This window comes from Pararhizobium arenae, from assembly GCF_001931685.1.
Taxonomy (GTDB): Bacteria; Pseudomonadota; Alphaproteobacteria; order Rhizobiales; family Rhizobiaceae; genus Pararhizobium; species Pararhizobium arenae.
The window spans coordinates 118018-138424 of record NZ_MOOY01000009.1; the positions used below are offsets into that span (position 1 = coordinate 118018).

Annotated in this window: 17 protein-coding genes and 1 riboswitch; of the genes, 9 read left to right on the forward strand and 8 right to left on the reverse strand. The window is 60.8% G+C overall.

Annotated elements, in window-relative coordinates; all coding sequences use genetic code 11:
- Window positions 1-144 precede the first annotated feature (144 nt).
- Together cobW and cobU are read right to left on the reverse strand one after the other, a co-directional pair.
- Window positions 145-1209: a cobalamin biosynthesis protein CobW gene (cobW, locus tag BLX89_RS19860; protein WP_075292703.1), complete on the reverse strand. Its 1065-nt coding sequence runs from the start codon at window positions 1207-1209 to the stop codon at window positions 145-147.
- Between the two features lie 2 nt (window positions 1210-1211).
- Entirely contained in the window at window positions 1212-1733 is a 522-nt protein-coding gene (gene cobU / locus BLX89_RS19865) for a bifunctional adenosylcobinamide kinase/adenosylcobinamide-phosphate guanylyltransferase (protein WP_075292704.1), read from the reverse strand.
- A gap of 147 nt (window positions 1734-1880) precedes the next feature.
- Window positions 1881-2245, reverse strand: a riboswitch (cobalamin riboswitch).
- Window positions 2246-2352: 107 nt separating this feature from the next.
- On the opposite strand from cobU, the gene BLX89_RS19870 reads away from it, so the two are divergent.
- Window positions 2353-4146: a chloride channel protein gene (locus BLX89_RS19870; protein WP_075292705.1), complete on the forward strand. Its 1794-nt coding sequence runs from the start codon at window positions 2353-2355 to the stop codon at window positions 4144-4146.
- A 4-nt stretch (window positions 4147-4150) separates the two neighbouring features.
- Here the strand turns inward: BLX89_RS19870 and BLX89_RS19875 are convergent, their stop codons facing one another.
- Complete coding sequence (locus BLX89_RS19875) at window positions 4151-5608, reverse strand: cobyric acid synthase (RefSeq protein ID WP_075292706.1); 1458 nt, start codon at window positions 5606-5608, stop codon at window positions 4151-4153.
- A gap of 248 nt (window positions 5609-5856) precedes the next feature.
- Here BLX89_RS19875 and BLX89_RS24820 point away from each other — a divergent pair, with 248 nt between their 5' ends.
- The 4 genes from BLX89_RS24820 to BLX89_RS19895 all read left to right on the forward strand — a co-directional run bounded on the left by BLX89_RS24820 (window position 5857) and on the right by BLX89_RS19895 (window position 9991).
- Window positions 5857-6000: a hypothetical protein gene (locus BLX89_RS24820; RefSeq protein ID WP_198935174.1), complete on the forward strand. Its 144-nt coding sequence runs from the start codon at window positions 5857-5859 to the stop codon at window positions 5998-6000.
- Window positions 6001-6781: 781 nt separating this feature from the next.
- Window positions 6782-7780, forward strand: coding sequence for an ABC transporter substrate-binding protein (locus tag BLX89_RS19880; RefSeq protein WP_075292707.1), 999 nt, complete (start codon window positions 6782-6784; stop codon window positions 7778-7780).
- 266 nt (window positions 7781-8046) lie between these two features.
- Window positions 8047-8955 (forward strand): ABC transporter permease, encoded by a 909-nt coding sequence (locus tag BLX89_RS19890; RefSeq protein WP_075292709.1) that lies wholly within the window; start codon window positions 8047-8049, stop codon window positions 8953-8955.
- Window positions 8948-9991: a quaternary amine ABC transporter ATP-binding protein gene (locus tag BLX89_RS19895; protein ID WP_075292710.1), complete on the forward strand. Its 1044-nt coding sequence runs from the start codon at window positions 8948-8950 to the stop codon at window positions 9989-9991. Before BLX89_RS19890 ends, BLX89_RS19895 begins: the two co-directional genes overlap by 8 nt.
- A 20-nt stretch (window positions 9992-10011) precedes the next feature.
- Here the strand turns inward: BLX89_RS19895 and BLX89_RS19900 are convergent, their stop codons facing one another.
- Entirely contained in the window at window positions 10012-11256 is a 1245-nt protein-coding gene (locus tag BLX89_RS19900) for an acyltransferase family protein (RefSeq protein ID WP_075292711.1), read from the reverse strand.
- 232 nt (window positions 11257-11488) lie between these two features.
- On the opposite strand from BLX89_RS19900, the gene BLX89_RS19905 reads away from it, so the two are divergent.
- Both BLX89_RS19905 and bmt read left to right on the forward strand, forming a co-directional pair.
- Window positions 11489-12814, forward strand: a complete 1326-nt coding sequence (locus tag BLX89_RS19905; protein ID WP_143523694.1) for an O-antigen ligase family protein — start codon at window positions 11489-11491, stop codon at window positions 12812-12814.
- Window positions 12815-12879: 65 nt separating this feature from the next.
- Entirely contained in the window at window positions 12880-13899 is a 1020-nt protein-coding gene (gene bmt, locus BLX89_RS19910; protein WP_075292802.1) for a betaine--homocysteine S-methyltransferase, read from the forward strand.
- A gap of 19 nt (window positions 13900-13918) precedes the next feature.
- Here bmt and BLX89_RS19915 read toward each other — a convergent pair whose 3' ends face one another.
- Entirely contained in the window at window positions 13919-14932 is a 1014-nt protein-coding gene (locus tag BLX89_RS19915; protein WP_075292713.1) for a glycosyltransferase family protein, read from the reverse strand.
- A gap of 144 nt (window positions 14933-15076) precedes the next feature.
- Between BLX89_RS19915 and BLX89_RS19920 the strand changes: the two genes are divergently transcribed.
- Both BLX89_RS19920 and BLX89_RS19925 read left to right on the forward strand, forming a co-directional pair.
- Window positions 15077-16831 carry an O-linked N-acetylglucosamine transferase, SPINDLY family protein gene (locus tag BLX89_RS19920; RefSeq protein WP_075292714.1) on the forward strand — a complete coding sequence of 585 codons (1755 nt, stop codon included), beginning with the start codon at window positions 15077-15079 and terminating at the stop codon, window positions 16829-16831.
- Entirely contained in the window at window positions 16828-17163 is a 336-nt protein-coding gene (locus BLX89_RS19925; RefSeq protein ID WP_075292715.1) for a hypothetical protein, read from the forward strand. Before BLX89_RS19920 ends, BLX89_RS19925 begins: the two co-directional genes overlap by 4 nt.
- Window positions 17164-17167: 4 nt before the next feature.
- On the opposite strand, the gene BLX89_RS19930 is transcribed toward BLX89_RS19925, so the two are convergent.
- The 3 genes from BLX89_RS19930 to BLX89_RS19940 form a co-directional block, all read right to left on the reverse strand.
- Window positions 17168-17911 carry a phosphodiester glycosidase family protein gene (locus BLX89_RS19930; RefSeq protein ID WP_075292716.1) on the reverse strand — a complete coding sequence of 248 codons (744 nt, stop codon included), beginning with the start codon at window positions 17909-17911 and terminating at the stop codon, window positions 17168-17170.
- A gap of 62 nt (window positions 17912-17973) precedes the next feature.
- Window positions 17974-18675, reverse strand: a complete 702-nt coding sequence (locus BLX89_RS19935; protein WP_075292717.1) for a 4Fe-4S dicluster domain-containing protein — start codon at window positions 18673-18675, stop codon at window positions 17974-17976.
- Between the two features lie 107 nt (window positions 18676-18782).
- Entirely contained in the window at window positions 18783-20354 is a 1572-nt protein-coding gene (locus tag BLX89_RS19940; RefSeq protein ID WP_075292718.1) for a trimethylamine methyltransferase family protein, read from the reverse strand.
- Window positions 20355-20407 lie beyond the last annotated feature (53 nt).

Sequence of the window (20407 nt, forward strand, 5' to 3'; positions counted from 1 at the left end):
CCAGCCATCCCCCTCATCCAGCGCTGCGCGCCACCTTCTCCCCGTCGGGGAGAAGAGGGAACGAGCAGCGACCCCTCGCTCGACAAGAACAGCCTTTGCGGGCTTGGTCGCAAGGATGAAAGGAAGGATACAGCAAGCATCAAATCAGACCGCCGCTGCGATCGCAGCACGCACGGCCTGCTCGTCCATGTCATGCAAACCGATGACGACGAGGCGGGTGCCGCGGGTTTCACCGGCCGCCCAGGCGCGATCGAAATACTGGTCGATACGGCTGCCGACAGCCTGGATCAGCAGGCGCATCGGCTTGCCCGGCACATCGGCGAAGCCCTTGATGCGCAGGATGTCGTGGGCGGCGATCACGTCCTTCAGACGTTCGATGAAGGCCGCCGGATCGGCGATCGCCCCGAGCTCGACGACAAAGCTGTCGAATTCGTCGTGATCGTGTTCCTCGCCGTTTTCATGTTCCAGCTCGTGGTGAGACTTGCGGTTGGCAATATCATTTTCGGTTCCGACGCCGAGGCCGAGCAGCACGGCGGCGGAAACCTCGCCATTCTTCGCCTCGATCATCGCCGGCTTGCGGTGGGTGCGGCTCTCCACTTCCTTGCGCACGAAGGCAAGACCGGTCGAATCGAGCAGATCGGTCTTGTTGAGCACAATGAGGTCGGCGGCGGTTAGCTGGTCTTCGAACAGTTCCTCGATCGGGCTCTCGTGATCGAGATTGTCGTCTTCGACACGCAGCGCATCGACCTTGTCGTGATCATCGGCAAAGCGACCGGCGGCAACAGCGGCGCTGTCGACAACGGTAATGACGCCATCGACCGTGACCTGGGTGCGGATATCCGGCCAGTTGAAGGCGGCGATGAGCGGCTGCGGCAAGGCGAGGCCCGAGGTTTCGATGACAATGTGGTCCGGGCGACCGTCACGCTCGAGCAACTTTGTCATGGTCGGGATGAAGTCGTCGGCGACAGTGCAGCAGATGCAGCCATTGGTGAGCTCGATGATGTCGTCCTCGCTGCAGGCTTCGGCGCCGCAGCCCTTCAGCACGTCACCATCGACGCCGAGATCGCCGAATTCGTTGATGATGAGGGCGATGCGGCGGCCCTGCGCATTTTCCAGTATGTTGCGGATCATCGTCGTCTTGCCGGCACCGAGGAAGCCGGTGATGACGGTGGCCGGGATTTTCCCGTGAGCGGCATTCGAATTGGACATGATCAACCCTTCATCTTCAGCGGCAATCCTGCCGCGATAAAATACACCTCGGCGCAACGCGCCGCGACAGACTGGTGAAGCCGCCCGGCATGGTCGCGAAACTCCCGCGCCATGCGGTTTTCCGGCACGATGCCGAGACCGACTTCATTGGAAACAAAAACAACGCGGCCCCTGAGGCGCGACAGAAGATCGCCAAGACGCGCAAACTCCAACTGGATATCGCGCTCCTCAAGCATCAGGTTGGTGACCCAGAGCGTCAGACAATCGACGAGGATGGCGCAATCCGCGGCGTCGATCTCCACGAGCGCGCTCACAAGATCGACCGGCTCCTCATGGGTCGTCCAGCCATCACCGCGTTGGTCACGATGGGCGGAAATGCGCGCGCGCATCTCCTCATCCCAGGCGCGACCGGTCGCGATATAATGACGGTCGAGGCCACTTTCGGTGACGAGCTTTTCCGCGAAAGAGGATTTGCCGGAGCGGGCGCCGCCGAGCACCAGCACAGGACCTAGAGGGGATGTCATGGCCTCGCTCAGCCCTGCCACAACAACAGAGAGCAGATGATGCTGCCCGGCCAGCGATGAAAACCCGGCATATGCGGGTTCGTAACATTCTCAAGAGCCAAGACAACCTCCGTGCTGGCGCCGGGAGCGACACTCCCTTGTTCGGGCTCATGCCCTTTCAGAATGGCAGGTCTCCTGGCTCACGGCTCTACGCATCTCAAGACGCGAACGGGCCCGCCTCGCCTTCCCGGAGGTTCTGTCGTGAAAAGGCGGACGATTCGTAGAAAAAGAGGCGTCCCACCCCGGCTGATCGCGACAGTCTCCAGTGGCTTTTCCGGTAGGGAGTTGGCGCACGCCGGCCGCACCATGCGACCGCTCCGTCCGTTTGATCCCTGCCGGATGGCGGACCCTGACCGTTCTACAGTCGCGGGGTCGGCTGCGATGAGGATGCCCTGTTTGGGTCCATCCCGTCACATTCCCATTTACTCCCGAAACGCCCAGGCGATCCGGGAACCATCCATGGCCGATGATTAGGCTTTCGGTTGGAATGTGTCAATCAAAGCGCTATGTCCCGCCACAAACATGAAGGCTCCCGAGAGCCCTCCTTCGTGCCGCCTGTGTAGAACCGATGAAAATACCGATGCGTGTTCCCAAATTAGACCTGCGCCGACTGGGTTTCCTGTCCGTACTCCTTGATGTCGGTCGCATGCGGGCCTTCGCCCGGCGCAGCGAAATCGGTCTTGTGGCCGCGGGCTTCATCGTCGGGATCACCTCCGGGCTGGCTGTGTCCCTGATGAGCTGGATTTCGAGTGGCCTGCACCAACTGGTCTTCGGAATCGGCGACGACCAGCGTCTCAGTTCCACCGATTTCGGCGCGGACCGCACCGTGCTGCTGGCGCCCATTCTCGGAGGGCTGGTTCTTGGCCTCGTGCTGTTCATCCTGCAACGCTGGCGCAAGCGGCCGATCGTCGACCCGATCGAAGCCAACGCCCTCCATGGTGGCCGCCTTTCCCTAACGGACAGCATCATCGTCGCGGTCCAGAACCTCATTTCCAACGGCTTCGGCGCATCTGTCGGCCTGGAAGCCGGCTATACGCAGCTCGCTTCAGGCTTTGCTTCGAAGATCGGCGTTCTGTTGCAACTGCGGCGATCGGACCTTCGCACCCTGCTCGGATGCGGCGCGGCCGGCGCGATCGCCGCCGCCTTCAACGCCCCGCTTACCGGCGCATTCTACGCCTTCGAGCTGATCATCGGCTCCTACACGATCGTTTCGCTGACGCCGGTCGTCGTTTCGGCTCTGGTCGCCAATATCGTTGCGCAGAACCTGTCGAGCGGCGACTTCACGATCGATGTCGGCTCGTTCGGCTCTGTCATGACCGCGGATTACCCGCCCGCGCTTCTTTTGGGAGCCTTGTGCGCGGCCATGGGCATTCTGATCATGAAAGGCGTTTCGCTCACTGAGGAAGTAGCCCGCAAAAGCGCCATCCCCTCCGTCCTGCGGCCCGCGCTGGGCGGAATCGTCGTCGGATTGCTGGCGATCGTGTCACCGCAGGTCCTGTCCGCGGGTCACGGCGCGCTTCATCTCAATCTCTCGCACGAAACCACCATCCCCATGCTGATCGGATTGTTGCTGCTGAAATCCGTCGCTTCCGCCGTTTCCATCGGCTCGGGCTTCAGGGGCGGCCTGTTCTTTGCTTCGCTGTTCATGGGGGCGCTGCTCGGAAAACTCTTTGCCTACAGCGCACCCTATATTTTTGCCAGCGCGACATTGACTCCGGTCATCTACGCGGTGGTCGGCATGAGCGCGCTTGCGGTCGCGGTCATTGGCGGCCCGCTGACGATGACATTCCTGGCGCTGGAGATCACCGGCGACTTTCCGATCACCGTGCTGGTGCTCGCCGCGGTGATCACCTCCTCGCTGGTCGTGCGCACCACCTTCGGCTACTCCTTCGCCACATGGCGCTTCCATCTGCGCGGCGAAAGCATCCGCAGCGCCCATGACGTCGGCTGGATCAGGAACCTGACCGTCAATCGCCTGATGCGAACGGATGTGAGGACGGCAAGGTCGGACCTCACTCTCGAAGCGTTCCGACAGGAATTTCCCCTCGGCTCAACCCAGCGGGTCGTGATTGTCGACAAGGACAACCGCTATATCGGGCTCGTTCAGGTCCATGACGTCTACGCCAACCCGACCGAGGAAAAGGCGGAGACAAGCCTTACCTCCTTCGTCAGGCTGGGCAATGATTTCCTGCAGCCGACCATGAACGCGAAGCAGGCGGTCTCGCTCTTCGACAAGACGGAAAGCGACGCACTGGCAGTGGTCAACAATCTCGTCGAGCGCCGCGTCATCGGCTTGCTGACGGAGGCGCACACGCTTCGCCGCTACAGCGAAGAACTGGACCGCCGGCGGCGCGAGGCCTCCGGGGAAATATAGGGTTTCAACGCGACAGCAGTCGATCCAGCCAGCGTGGGTCGAGAACGGCTTCCAGTTCCGAGGCGACGTCGTCAAGCGCCGTGTCCACGGACTGCCGATAGTTCGAACCACCGCCTTCGATGCCGAAGCCGCGCAGCAGCGCAGCGCGATAGGCGTCGCTCGTGAACAGGCCATGCAGGTAGGTGCCTGAAATGCGGCCGTCGGCGGAGACCGCCCCATCGGGACGCCCGTCGATCAGCACGGCCGGACGCTGGGTGTCGATACCGGTCGTGCGGCCAAGGTGGATTTCATAGCCGCTCAGTGCCACATCATAGAGGGCAGACCATGCGCTGGAGTTTCGCACCGTCTTTTCCGGCGCCATCTCCGTCTCCACCGAAAGCAGGCCGAGGCCCTGGACCTCGCGAACCGTCCCCTCGATGCCGAGCGGATCGCTAACCCTTTCGCCCAGCATCTGATAGCCGCCACATATGCCGATGACGTGGCCCCCACGGCGGATGTGGGCGTCGAGATCGCGGTCCCAGCCCTGCGCTCGAAAATCGGCGAGATCGGCGATGGTCGCCTTGGAGCCGGGAATGACGACCAGCCCGGCATCCGCCGGCAAACGTTCACCCGGACGCACGAAGACGAGATCGACCTCCGGCTCGGCGGCCAGCGGATCGAGGTCGTCGAAATTGGCAATGCGGGCGAGAACCGGAACCGCAACCTTAAGCGCCGCCGCCTTGCCGCGCGCCAGGCGTTCGAGCGCGACAGAATCCTCTGCCGGAAGACGAGCGGCGGCCTTCAGCCACGGCACGACCCCAAAACATGGCCAACCCGTGAAGTCTTTGATCGCCGCAAGGCCACTGTCGAAAAGCGACACGTCGCCCCGAAACTTGTTGATCAAATAACCTGTGATCATGCGCCGGTCTTCGTCAGGCAGGATAGCATGGGTGCCGACCAGCGAGGCGATGACCCCGCCCCGGTCGATGTCGCCGACCAGCACGACCGGAACATTGGCCCTGACAGCAAATCCCATATTGGCGATATCGCCGGCCCGCAGGTTGATCTCCGCTGGAGACCCCGCCCCTTCGACGACGACAAGATCGGTACCGGCGCTAATCGTCTCGAAGCTTTCCATGACGGCGCCCATCAGCTTCGGCTTCAGAGCCTGATAGTCCCGCCCCCTGGCCGCACCCGCCACCTGTCCCTGCACGATAATCTGGCTGCCCGTTTCCGATTGCGGCTTCAGGAGCACGGGGTTCATGTGTACCGATGACGGAACGCGGGCGGCCAGAGACTGCAACCATTGCGCCCTGCCGATCTCGCCTCCATCGTCGGAAACCGCGGCGTTGTTCGACATATTTTGAGGTTTGAAGGGCGCGACCTTGAGGCCGCGGTTGGAAGCCAGCCGGCAAAGGCCCGCAACGAGTACCGTTTTTCCGACATCGGAGCCGGTTCCCTGAAGCATGATCGATCTGGTCATGACTATTTTCCTAGCATCGAAGCGCAACACTGAAAAGCCATGCTTTGCCGCAATTTAGCCCGCATTTCTTGGGTCGCGGTGGTGCAAATTCGGGCAGCCCTGCCCACGAGATATGCAATGTTTGCATGGTGTTCAGAAAGCGACATCAAGCGGCGAATTTGATCTCGATTTTCCCCTCGGCTGAGCGTATATCCGCGCCATCGAAATCACACGGGCGCATTCGCCCGCCACCCAGGGTTCAAACTGCCATGCTGTTCATCTTCTCCAAGCCCAACTTCGTCCAGATCGCATGGAACGCATGCGCACCGCGTAGCCAGTCGCGCGTGCGCAACACCGAGATGTCGGCACCGCTGGGTCCGTTGGGCTTTGTGCGCACCCGCAGCGTCGGCTGATCGCACGCACACCCCTCTCCCAAGTGAACTTATGCCGTATCTCGCAGCCGAGATGCGGCATTTTCTTTTGATGGCAGCGACAATCTTGAGTTGGCACATTGTGACAGGCGCCTGAACGCGAAAACCGCACGTCCGGGTTCGGAAACGTGCGGCTTGCCAAAAGTACGCATGGCTTGGCGATCTCTCGCCAGCACACCGTCCGGGACGCAATACCTGATCCGGCCGGGCAGCGAGTGTCCCCCGCCGCACGAAGACAATTAGCCTGACAGGGTTACCGGATCGTTATTAAGAGCGTCGTCGCACGATAAAATACGGCTTTTTTGATTTTTTTTCGCAAAGACCAAAAAATCTGGCGAGGACGCATATGGGACACAATCCGCCTACAATGAAACAGGCAAAGCAACGAGATTGTGAACCAGCCGCAAAATTACGCCCGACCGCCGGGCTTTTGCCCAATTTTTCGGCCCCACTGTTATAATTCAACAACTTGCACGCGCCCTTTGCCGGCGTTTTCGTAGACATTGTCACGAGGGCGCAGCGTGTGGCGGTTGATTTCTGCTGCGGAATACTTAGGCTGACTTTCGACGGCAAGAAGAGAAAGGCGCGCAGCACTTCCGCGCGACCATAAAGAGTATCTCCGAGGTCGTCGCAGGGGTGAATGACCAACCCTTTGCCGGTTGGCATCGACTGCAGCAGACCATGCAATTGGGCGACCGGGACATGCAGTATCCCGACCCTGCCCGGTGTTCGATCACTGCATTAAGACTGGGAGGTCTTAAACATGAAGAAGCTCCTCGCTTCCACTTTTCTCGCCGCTGGCCTCTATGCGATTGCCGGATCGGCACAGGCCGCAGACTGCGGTGACGTCAGCATCGCGGAAATGAACTGGGCTTCGGCAGGCGTAGCAGCGCAAGTCGACAAGTTCGTTCTCGAAAATGGCTATGGCTGCACCGTGACGCTCGTCACCGGCGACACAATGCCGACCTTCACCTCGATGAACGAGAAGGCAGAGCCGGACGTTGCGCCGGAATTCTGGGTCAACTCCGTTCGCACCGCGCTTGATGCGGCAATCGCCGAAGGTCGCCTGATCCAGGCCGCGCCGCTGCTTTCCGAAGGCGGTGTCGAAGGCTGGTGGATTCCGAAGTTCCTTGCCGATGCCCATCCGGACATCAAGACCGTTCAGGATGCGCTGAAGCACCCCGAGCTGTTCCCGGCGCCGGAAGACGCTTCCAAGGCTGCGGTTCATAACTGCCCGTCGGGCTGGAACTGCCAGGTTTCGACCGCCAACCTCTACAAGGCGACAGAAGCCGAGAAGGCCGGCTTCGAGCTGGTCGACACCGGCTCGGCTGCGGGCCTCGACGGCTCGATCGCCAACGCCTTCGAGAAGAAGACCGGCTGGCTCGGCTACTACTGGGCTCCGACGGCTATCCTCGGCAAGTACGAGATGACGAAGCTTTCCTTCGGCGTCGAGCACAACAAGGCGGACTGGGACGCCTGCACCGCGGTTCCGGATTGCGCCGCACCGAAGGTCAATTCCTATCCGACTTCGGATGTCTACACTGTTGTCACCAAGGCATTCTCCGAAAAGGCCGGCGTTGCCATGGACTACATGAAGACCCGCCAGTGGGATAACGGCACGGTGGGCAAGGTTCTCGCCTGGATGGACGAAAACCAGGGCACCAACGAGGATGCAGCCAAGCACTTCCTCGAAACCTACCCGGATATGTGGACCAAGTGGGTCGCTCCGGATGTCGCCGAGAAGATCAAGGCCGCTCTTTAATATAGGAGACCGGCCGGGCTTGCCTGGCCGGTCTTTTTTGATGCGCGGCGTAAAACAATCAGGCCTTGTCGGTATTTTTACCGTCACGAAAAGGCAAACGTCGCAAACCGGGCATAACGCCGCGGCGGATCATGTCAAAACAGTGACCGCACGCAGGGAGCGCCAAGATTCCCAGTGCCCGTCGGATGCAGTCCAGGTCGATGCGATCCTGATCGCCGAGACCGGAGCAAACGGCCAATAACTTCCGGTAGACAAAGGGGACAGGAATGGCACTTTGCGAAGTATTGCCAGGATTTCTATGTAAATTTCCCGCCTTCAGCGACAACTCGATCCGCATGGCGCGCAAGAGCATCGATGACGGCTTCAAGGCACTCGTCAGAAGCTATATCGACATCATCGATGCGGCCGTGCAGCCGTTGCAGGTGTTCCTGAATTTTCTGGAACGTCTTTTCGTCACGTCGCCCTGGCCGATCATTCTTCTTGCCATGCTTGCGATCGTCTACTTCGGCAGCCGCAACATCCGCATCACCATCGGCACCGCTCTGTCGATGCTGGCTATCGGCCTGCTCGGGCTGTGGAACGACACGATGGTCACGCTGGCGATGGTGACGGTCTGTACCTTCATCGCCATCATCATCGGCATTCCGATCGGCATCCTGATGGCCCGCTCGGACCGCGTCCAGTCCTTCGTCAATCCGGTCCTCGACGTCATGCAGACGATGCCGAGCTTCGTCTATCTGATACCGGTCGTGATGATTTTCGGCATCGGCAAGGTGCCGGGCCTGATTGCGGTGGTGATCTACGCCGTCCCGCCGATGATCCGCCTCACCAATCTCGGCATCCGCCTCGTCGACAAGGAAGTGCTCGAAGCCGCCGATGCCTTCGGCTCCTCCAGCTGGCAGCGACTGAAGAACGTGCAGATACCACTTGCCCTTCCCACCATCATGGCCGGCATCAACCAGACGATCATGATGTCTCTGGCGATGGTCGTCGTTGCCTCGATGGTCGGCGTCGGCGGTCTCGGCAAGAACGTGCTGCAGGCGATCAACAACCAGTTCTTCACCGTCGGCTTCCTCAACGGCTTTGCGCTCGTAGCGATCGCCATCATTTTCGACCGCACCAGCCAGGCTTACGGTCGCCGGCTGCAGAAGCACTCGGAGGTCATCCATGGCTAGTCACGCGATCGAGGTGAAGAACCTCTACAAGATCTTCGGCCCCAACGGAAAAGCCTTTGTCGAACAGGTCAAGAACGGCCTCGGCAAGGCCGAACTCAACGAAAAGCACGGCCATGTGCTGGGGCTTCAGAACATCAACATCTCCATGCCCGCCGGTGGCGTCATGGTGGTGATGGGGCTTTCAGGCTCGGGCAAATCGACGCTCATCCGTCACATCAACCGGTTGATCGACCCGACGGCCGGCGAAGTGCTCTATGACGGCGTAGACGTCTGCAAGATGAACGAGAACGACCTTCGTGAATTTCGCCGCCACAAGACGGCGATGGTCTTCCAGAAGTTCGCGCTTCTGCCGCACAGGACCGTTATCGAAAACACGGTCTACGGTTTGGAAATCCAGGGCGTGCCCGACGGTGAGAGCCGCAAGCGGGCGCAAGGCTGGATCGAGCGTGTCGGCCTCAAGGGGTTCGAGAACCACTATCCGAACCAGCTTTCGGGTGGCATGCAGCAGCGCGTGGGGCTTGCCCGGGCGCTGACCAATGATGCCGACATCCTGCTGATGGATGAGGCCTATTCGGCGCTCGACCCGTTGATCCGCGTTGATATGCAGACCGTACTGCTCGACCTCCAGAAGGAGTTGAAAAAGACGGTCGTCTTTATCACCCACGATCTCGACGAGGCGCTACGCCTTGGCGACAAGATCGCCATTCTGCGCGATGGCAAAGTTGTCCAGCAAGGCACGGGGCAGGAGATTGTGCTCAACCCCGCCGACGAATACATCACCGCCTTCGTGAAGGAAGTGAACCGGGGCCGCGTGATCCACGTCGAGACGATCATGTCGCCGCTTTCCGGCAATCCGCAAGGCGTTCCGATCACGGTCGGCACCGCGCTTGAAAGTGCGGCGCGGATGATGACCATGGCCAAGGTTTCGGTGGCCCATGTCGTGGATGTCAACGGCAAGCCGCTCGGATCGGTTGACCTTTCGGCGATCATCTCTGCGATGGTGACCCCGGTCAGTCATGAGAGGCAGGCGGCTTAAACGCGACCGTCGTAACGATCTCAAACGGATGCAGGCTTCGGCTTGCGTCCGTTCTGCATTTCGCGGCTTCCCACACGTTGAGCCGCCGCTTTCGACAGGGCGATGAACGGTTTCTCGACAAGGAAGTGCGCAACGGCCGCAGCGACGATCACCGCCAACGCCATCACAAGCATCATCACCGTGCCGAACGCACCGCCGAGAGGGCCGAAGCCGTAGGCTGCCTCCCCGCCCATGGTACAATCACCGACGATCGGCAGCCCGGTAAATTTTCCCGCAAGACTGCCCCCATTGATCAGTCGCGACTGCACGAAAATGTGCACCATGTAGATGGCATAGGACAGCGTGCCGAGCCACAGGAACGGCGTGGCCTTCAGCGCCCGGCTGACATGACCGGCTTCACGACCGAAGATGCAGATCGCGATGGCAAATACCCAGGGCGCGAAAACGCTGGCCGGCCCCTTGCCTGCAAACGTCACGAAAAGCACCACCAGGGCCAGCGCGGCAACCTCCAGCACCGTGGCGAGCGCAGCAGGACGATCCGGACGCCCCTGATGAAAGGCGACCAAGTAGCCGCCCGCGAACCGATAAAGCAAGGCGCCAAGCGAGAAGCCGTAAACGCAGCGGATCAGGCCAAGCTGCCAGGTCGTGTCCATATAGAGCGGTGACAGCGACCAGATCGAGATCATTCCGACGAAGATCGCCGGGATGAAGGCAAGCCAGTGACGCCGTCCAAGGACCAGCACGGCAAAGCCGAAGAACAGATAGGTCCACATCTCGGCGGAAATACTCCAGCTAGGGCTATTCCAGACCAGACGCGTATCGAAGCCCACTCCATTCAGCAAGGCGAGGCTTGAAAACAGCTCCGCAATCGTCATGCCCTCAGAAAACGGTGCGGCCGCGTCTCCTCGCAAGGCAGGCACGGCCCAGCGAAGCAGTTCAAAGCCCAGGAAGAGCGCGAGCACGGCGACATGAAGCGGATAGATGCGTCCAAGCCGCAGCAGGGCGAAGCGGAAATAATCGGTTCCGGTTGCGATTCTCTGACTGTAGCCGTGCGCGATCACGAAACCCGACAGGACGAAAAAATAATCGACGAACAGGTAGGCGTTGCGGATGAAAGGGCTGTCGGAAATCGGGCCGGCCGCAGGGAAGTGCATGACGGCGACGAGAAGAGCGCAGATGCCGCGCCAGGAATCGAGCGCGAGAAAGCGCACCGGCCGGACGGTAGTCCCGGTACCCGCCTGCCTTGATGCTTCAGAACTGGCCATGCTCACGCTCCGCCCGTCAGGCGCCTGTGCGCCCAAAATGCTTTCCCATGCGCATAAGGCATCAGCCAAAAAGGACGTGTTAATTTGCCGCTCTGGTTTCATCGAAATGACGCGGAAGGGTGAATGCTTTGCCAACGCGGCCGAGCGACGGGCCACTTTTACTCCGCTTTAACCATAACGGCAGCAGTGTGCAGGCTGCAATACCAGCCTCTTGAGCCAGGAACCGTTCCGCTTGTCCGCCGCACCCGCCAGGATCTCCATTCCTCAGCCGCTCGACGATCGCATGGTGCGATTGATCCGCAGCCTGGCGATGCTGCTCTCCGGCTTCGGGCTCTTCATCATGGTTCTGACGCTCAACCCGTTTCAGGGCGACGGCGCGCCCGGCGATCCCAATTCGACCAGCACGGCGAACGTCGTCAACCAGATCGGCTATCTTGGCCTCGGCGGACTTTCCCTGTTCTCCATGATGTCGATCGTGGAGCCGAAGGTCCTTGGCCGGCTTGTCTCGCCGAGCTGGCTCGTACTTTTCGGCATCGCGTATTTCTCCTGCCTTCAGTCCTACGATCCCACCGCGTCTGCACGCGGCGTGACGTTGAGCCTCGTGGCGATGACCATCGTGGCAGGCGTGTTGACGCTCCCCCGCAGCGAGAAGGATTTTGCCGAGGCGGCGGCGAATGCGGTGCTGTTGCTGATCCTCATCAATTACGCAGCTCTGGTTCTACTGCCGCAGCAGGCGATCCATCAGGCGACCTCCGCCGAAGCCTGGCACGCCGGCTTCTGGCGCGGCCACCTGTCGCACAAGAACGTAACCGCGCCGGTATTCTCGGTCCTTGCGATGTTCGGCATCTACTGCTTCCGGGCGGGCGCACGTCGCCGCGGTGCCGCAATCGCGCTGCTCGCCATCCTGTTCGTGCTGCACACCGGCTCCAAGACGACCATCGGCTTCCTGCCCCTGGCGATCGGCATCGTGCTGGGTGGACGCGCCGTCAGAAGCCCCGGACTGATGATCGCGGTGCACCTGATCTTTGCGGTGGTGATCGGCTGCCTGACGGTCGGAACGATCTATTCGCCGGCATTGCAGGCCGCGACGGCGGCGATCCTTGAGGATTACACCTTTACCGGCCGCGACGCGATCTGGGAGTTCGCCTCCGACAGCATCGCGGCCAATCCGTGGTACGGCCACGGTTTCGCGAGTTTCTGGCAATCGCCGGTGATCATGGCCATGGAGGCGAATTTCGAGGCAAGCTGGGACGTGCGCGGCATCATATCCGCCCACAACACCTTTCTCGATGCGTTGCTGACCTATGGCATTCCGGGCGGCAGTATCATTCTCGCTGTGCTCTTTTTGAAACCGCTTGTCGATTACGCCCGCGCATCGCGCCGCGGCAGCAGCAACTTCGCCGATTTCTGCGTCATGGTCATCGTCTTCATGACCTATAACGGCATGCTCGAATCCTTCATCCTCAACCGCGCAGACCCGCAATGGATGCTGACGGCTTTCGCCGTGTTCGGGCTTGGCATGGCGGCGAGGCTCGATCTACGACAGGCGAAGTCGTAACATTGCTTGCATCCACATAAAGATATCTTTATATGTTCATTCAATTTGAAACAGGAATGAGCAAGATGAGCGTTGCCACCAATCCCCTTTCGGAACTTCTGGCTACCAAGGGCGTATTGCTCGCCGACGGCGCAACCGGCACGTCCCTTTTTGCGATGGGTCTTGAGGCTGGCGAAGCCCCGGAACTGTGGAACGAGGCGAAGCCGGAAAACATCACGAAGCTGCATCAGGATTTCGTCGATGCCGGTGCCGATATCATCCTCACCAATTCCTTTGGCGGCACGCGCCATCGCCTGAAGCTGCACAACGCGCAGGACCGTGTCTACGACCTCAACCGCCGTGCCGCCGAGATCGCGCGTGCGGTCGCCGACAAGGCACCCCGCAAGGTCATCACGGCGGGCTCCGTCGGCCCGACCGGGGAACTGCTGATTCCTCTGGGTGCTTTGAGCTACGAAGATGCGGTGGAGGCTTTCGCTGAACAGATCACCGGCCTGAAGGACGGCGGCGCCGAGGTTGCCTGGATCGAGACCATGTCCTCGCCCGACGAAATTCGCGCCGCTGCGGAAGCCGCAACCAAAGTCGGCATACCTTTCGTCTACACCGGTTCGTTCGATACGGCCGGCAAGACCATGATGGGCCTGCACCCGAAGGATATCCATGGGGTTGCGCGTGATATCGGCGAGGGCCCGGTTGCCGTCGGCGCCAACTGCGGCGTCGGGGCATCCGATATTATTTCATCCCTGCTTGATATGACCGAGGCCGATCCGACCGCGATCGTCGTCGTGAAGGGCAATTGCGGCATACCGGAGTTCCGCGGCTCGGAAATCTACTATTCCGGCACGCCGCCGTTGATGGCGGACTATGCGAACCTTGCCCGCGACGCGGGCGCCCGCATCATCGGCGGTTGCTGCGGCACGTCCTGCGAACATCTCGCAGCAATGCGCGGGGCTCTGGACAACTATACGCCGGGAGAACGCCCGACACTCGACGTCATCATCGAGCGCATCGGCCCCTTGCGCAACAAGACGGCCAACGCGGCGGCGCCGGCGCCCACGCGCGAACGCGGCAACCGTCGTCGCAGCTGATCCGCAGCCGGCAGCGCTATCAGGCCGTCGAGACGGCCTGATAATAGCGGACATATCCGTCCTTGAGGCCCGGCTTGATGCAGTCGGTCAGATAGACTGAAAGCTGGAAGATCGAATCAAGCCGCTGTTCTGCGGCGATCAAGTCGACGATATAGCGCGTCATCTCATCGAAACGATCGGGATTTTCGATAACGCTGCGCAGAAAAGCCGCAAGAAACAGCCGACGGCTGACGACGTTGGCATTCTCCCGCTGGGATGCGTCCAGCGGCAGCCGGTGCAGGAAGACATAGAGATCAAGGAACAGCAGCAGGCCCCAGAATTTTTCCGTATCGGCCGGCAGTCCGGCATCCGTATAGAGCTTCGCCTTGGCCTCGTTGAGGGTTTCCGTGCGGGACCAGCGCCCCAGATCGTAGCGGTATGTGAACGACGGATCGAAAACCACGCGGCCCGCAGCAAACAACGACAGACAGATGGCCCAGTCTATGTAGCCGCCCGTCGTCGGATGATGTTCCACGAAGGACCGCATGACCGAGAGGAATGGCCGGGTTCGGAATATGCTGTAATAGATGCTGTTGTTGCCCTTGACCTTGCGGCCGTAGTCGATGAGCCGATCAGCGGGCGTGTCTGCGTCGATGGTGAACCGTTCGGTGTGACGGACACCATCCGTCAGCGTCCAGATCTGCGTGGCGGGCCTGACACCAACGACATCTTCGGGCAAAGTTGCAAGATCGACGGCCTTCTCATCCTCCCGGAAGAAAATCAGATCGTCATCCCCCATCGGCATCAGAAAAGGCGTTTCGACGGTGCCGAAAGCCGGCCTCCAGTTATCCGGTGCGCTCACCGCATCGGATGCAACATAGTGAAGCCGGGGTGAAAGCGTCTCCAGCCACCGCCTCTTTTCAGCATCGCCGGAGTTGTCGGAAACAATGAGCCGTGCGTCGACGTGTCGGGCGTAGGCCAAGGCGCTTTCGATCGCTTGATGCGAGCCCTCGAGGCTACGCTTGCTGGGCATGTAGATCGTAAGGAGAGTCATGGAGCAATGCTCTGCGATTTATCGGTCACGGCTCAATAGCTACTCTTGGCTACGCGAGGCTTACGTCAAACAGCAACGACGCCAGCTTTACCCCAGCCTCATCGGTTAGTGCTGGCTGAGATAACGTGAAGCGATGGAATATCCATGTCTGCCATCTTCCAGAGTGCCCTGAAAAACTATTCAGCCGGCAAATACCGGCAATGCCTGCTTCAACTTTCCCCGTTGCTGAAGCGAAGCGACGCGACCACGCAAGCCCTGCTTTTGGCTGCCCAGTGCCATGCGAAGATGGAGCAGTTCCAGGAGGCGGCCGGCTTCTATACACGGGCGGCGCAAAGCGCTCCGGACAAGGGCCAGATGCTGAAGCTGATGGCCGCGACAATGCTGACCCGGACGAGCCAGACCCGAAAAGCCCTGCAGGCTGCGCGGATCGCTGCCCGCTCGGGCGCTTTCAGCACCGATGCGGAGGAAACCTTCCGTCGCTGTCTGCACGGCGCGCTCAATTTCGATGAATGTGCCGCCGAGGACCAGCGCTTTCTCACCTATCTCAAACACGGCGACAATCGCTACCTTGCCGTGGAAAAGCCTTTCGACCACATCACATGGTGCGCGGACGAAGCAATCAACGCGCGTCAGACACGGGTGCCGAATACGGAGGCTTTTACCGCGCAATCTCGTGCCGAGCGGCGCAGCATGCCCCATACGTTCGCAAGCAAGATCAGACTTGGCTACCTCTCTGCCGATTTCATTGACCAGCACGCGACGATGCGCCTTTTCCAGGGCGCACTGATGCAGCACGACCCGGAAAAATTCGATGTCACGCTCTTTTGCCACACGCCGGAAAGCCTGCTGAAAAGGGATGGCGGACTGCGCCGCAGATATGGAAGGATCGTGCCGATCGGCCACCTCTCCGATGACGCGGCGGCGGACCTCATCCGGCATCACGGGATCGATATTCTGGTCGATCTCAAGGGGCACACGAAACATGCCCGTCCCGGCCTGGTCAACCGCGGGGCAGCACCGATCCAGGTCGCCTACCTCGGCTACCCCGGCAGCGCGACGGGTATCGACTGCGACTACATCATCTCCGACCGCATCGTAACGCCGGACACCAGCAAGCCTTATTATCACGAAAAGCTTTGCCGCATGCCGGAAAGCTATCAGGCCAATGACGACACCTGGCGCGCTCTTCCGCCGGCACTCTCGCGCAGGCAGCTGGGACTGCCAGAAAACGCCATCGTGTTCGCGGCCTTCAACGCGATCCGCAAGGTGACGCCGGCAACCGCGTCTCTCTGGATGAAAATCCTCAAGGCAACGGGCAACAGCGTGCTGTGGATGCTCTGCGAAGACCATTTCGCCCGGGACAACATGCTGAATTTCGTCGAGGCGAACGGCATTGCGAGAGACCGTATCCTGTTTACGGACGGCGCCGACTACGAGGTTCATATCGCCCGGCTGCGCGCGGCCGACATCGGGTTGGATACGTTTCCCTATAACGGCCACACCACCACCTCGGACAAGCTCTGGGCCGGCCTGCCCGTGCCGACGATGAAGGGGACACATTTCGCCTCCCGGGTTTCCGAAAGCCTGCTGACCGCCCTCGACGTTCCCGAACTCATCGCGGAAAACGCACGAGATTACGTGGCGCTTTGCACGCGTCTCGCGACAGACCACGCTGCGCTCAGGGCGATGAAGGAGAAACTGGCGGAAAACCGGTTTCGCGCGCCGCTGTTCGATACCGAACGCTTCACCCGCCATCTGGAATCCGCTTACGCCATGATGATCGCTCGCGCCCGGGAAGGGCTGGAGCCGGACCACCTCGACGTTGCAACGCTGCCGCCGCGGACGACACCCTTCCGATATTACGAAACCGAAGACGAACTAACGAGGAAACGTGCATGACCACCCTGCCCGATCGCGATACAGTTGCCGAGAAACTGGCAACCCTGGCCGAGCCGGATCGTTCCTATATCGAGCTCCTGATGCAGAACCCTGTGCAGGACGATCATCTGCTGGAGGGGCTTTACCGCCATCTCGACATAGCCTCCGGCGGACGTTTTCTGAACTCCCTGAAGCTTGAAAAACTCGGCGAATGGCTCGGCAACGCCGCCCCGGCCCGGCTGCAGATTCGTCTTATGGAAGTTGCGCGCTCGGGCCAGCATGCCGCCTATCAAGCATTTCGCAACGGCCTCAGCCGCTCGGGCGGACTTCAGCGCGCGTACCCGGAGGTCTGACCCGTCAGGGCGCACCGGGCACTTTGCGCACCACGGCAATGATCGGCCCCATGGGATGCGCGTTGTCGTAGCGGTTCAGCGCCGGCGCGTAGAGGCTTGAGATCGAACCGTCCAGAAAGAGCGCGTTCGGACAACCGAGCGTGTCTCGGAAAAGGGTCGCGAAATCGTGAAAGCGGACCTTTTCCAGCGAGATCGCCAGCAGCACATTTCCCTGGCGATCGACACCGACGCCGTTGCGGATCTGCAGGCTGTCGCTTTGCGGCAGGAATGCCGCATGAAGCGCGCCATCAATTACCAACATCGGACCGGACTGGGTGGCGAAATCCGGTTTATGGCTGCCAGCGAGATACGCCTCGGTTTCCATCAAGCCGGCAGTGTTGTCCTCGATGAAGAAGATGCCGTTGGGCTTGAGGTAAAAGTTGCCCCAGCCATTGCGGCGCGCGACCGCCTTACGCTCGACACCATCGGTGACCAGCAGGCCGACGGAACTCAGATCCGCCTCGTACATGCCGCCATTCATCGCGAAGACGAGATACTCCTGCTCGCGGCGCAGATCTTCCACCAGGGGCTGGAAAGCGCCATAGGCTTCGCCGTCGCGACCCTGATGGACGACACGGATATTGTCCTTTGCGGGATCGAAGCGGCAGACGGCGTAGGACTGGCCGAGGTGGGACACCGTTTCGCAGGCGGCTTCAGCGGCATCGACGGCAGTAGCCATGGCAATTCCCAGACAAAAGAGGCGAAGCATATCGATGCCCTGTTACGAAAGAATCGATAGTTGCACGCGGACGGAAGCAAAAGCGAGGCGCTTCAACGTTCAAGTGCCGCCATATGAAACCGCAATTGCTCCGGCGGATAGCGATAATCTGCTCCGACGGGACAGCCGGCGCGGGCGAGACAGCCTGATTGCATACAGCCCGTCTCTCCCGACTCGGTTTTGAGATAACTGCGGCACGGTTGGTACTGAAACCCCTCGCCAGTAATTGCCGCGGCAGGACAATGTGTGAGGCAAGGTTTTTCCGCACAGCTTTCGCATGGATGTTGGGTCGTCTGATGCCTCGGCACCGCGAACGAGCACCCGAAGCCCAAAGCGCCGCGATAACCGTGCCAGAGACCGTATTGGTGATGAATGAGAATGCCGAGGGGCGATGACGTCAATCCTTCCGCCTGCATGGCCCAGCGCTGGAATGGCTGCCATGGCGGATCGGAGGGGAAATAGACCGTAGCGCCAAATTGCCGAGAGAGCGGCCGCAGCACCGCCTTCGACCAGTTGTCGAGCGGGTGCTCGCCGCCGAGATCGGATTGCGCGCTTCTCCAGGCCGAAAAGGGTCGCCAAAGGGAACCACCGACATTGCCGACGAGCACGACACTTTTTGCCTGCCGACCCTCCTCAAGATACGGGGCGTTTTCCTGCTCATCGACATTCACCACGCCGCGTAAAAAAAGACCGTGCGGCTGAAGAGCCGCACGGAGGTCGTCAAGCAAATGATCGTTGTTGGCCGGGCCGGTCATTTCGGCTTCGGTCCCTGGGTCTGATAATGCGGTCGCCAGACTTCTTTCTGGATGAAATCAGCCACCTGCGCCGCGCCGCCTTGCTCCCTGGCGCGTTCGGGCTCTCTTCAAGTGAAAGCGTCGGGCATCGAATCCTTGCGCTTGGCGATGTAGTCGAGAAGCGCCTGATCGATCGCGGCATCAAGCGGCGGGGCCTCGTAATGGTCAAGCCAGCTGCGGGCGAGCGCATTGGCACGCTGCTCGATCCGCTTTTCGCCTTCCACTTCCCACTGCTCGAAGGAGTTGTTGTCGGCGAGTGCCGAGCGATAGAAAGCCGTCTGGAAGTTTGCCTGGGTATGGGCGCAACCGAGATAGTGGCTGCCGGGGCCAACTTCGCGGATGGCATCCAGCGCCTGCGCGTTTTCGGAAAGATCGACGCCCTCGGCCATCTTCTGCATCATACCGAGCTGGTCCTGATCGATCATGAACTTCTCATAGGACGACACCAGACCGCCTTCGAGCCAGCCCGCGGCGTGCAGCACGAAGTTGGTGCCGGCCAGCAGCGTCATGTTGAGCGTCGAGGCCGATTCGTGGGCGGCCTGCGCATCGGGAACCTTCGAGCCACAGAGCGAACCGCCGGTACGGAACGGCAGACCCAGACGGCGGGCGAGCTGGGCCGCACCATAGGACACCAGCGACGGCTCCGGCGTGCCGAAGGTCGGCGCACCCGACTGCATCGAGATCGAGGCCGCGAAGGTGCCGAACAGCACGGGCGAGCCCTTGCGGATCAACTGCGTGAAGGAGGCGCCGGCCAGAACTTCCGCCAGAATCTGCGTCAACGTGCCGGTCACCGTCACCGGGCTCATGGCGCCGGACAGAATGAACGGCGACACCACGCTCGCCTGATTGTGACGCGCGTAGACCTTCAAGGCACCGAGCATGGTTTCGTCGAAGACCATCGGCGAGTTGGCGTTGATCAGGTTCAAGGTCACGCAGTTGTTTTCGACGAAGTCGTCGCCGAAGACGAGCTTGGCCATGGCGATCGTGTCTTCGGCGCGCTCAGGTGCTGTCACCGAGCCCATGAACGGCTTGTCGGAATATTTGATATGGCTGTAGACCATATCGAGATGGCGCTTGTTGACCGGAATATCGACCGGCTCGCAGACCGTGCCACCCGAAGAGTGCATCGACGGCGCCATATAGGCGAGCTTCACGAAATTGCGGAAATCCTCGATCGTCGCGTAACGGCGGTTGCCGTCGAGATCGCGCACGAAGGGAGGGCCGTAGACCGGCGCGAACACCGTCGCCTTGCCGCCGATGTGGACACTGCGCTCCGGATTGCGCGCATGCCAGGTAAACTCCTTCGGCGCAGTCTTGAGCAGATCGCGGCAAAGACCCTTGGGAAAATGCACGCGCTGGCCGCGAACATCGGCGCCGGCTTCTCTCCAGAGTTCGAGAGCCTCGGCATCGTCGCGGAACTCGATGCCGATCTCTTCCAGAATGAGGTCGGCATTGCGCTCGATCAGCGCCAGGCCTTCCTCGTCCAGAACCTCGTATTCGCGAATCTTGCGGGTGATATAGGGAAGCGAAGGAGCGGGACCGCCACCGGTGCGCGACGCACGTCTTGCCGCAGCGCCTCGCCCCTCACCACGCGCGCGGCGACCGCCGGTATCCGCTGTCTGTTCTGTCACGTCGCTCATGTCTTCTGTCCTCTCCCACGCAGCATCCTGCGCTTGAATGATGGTCTTATGCT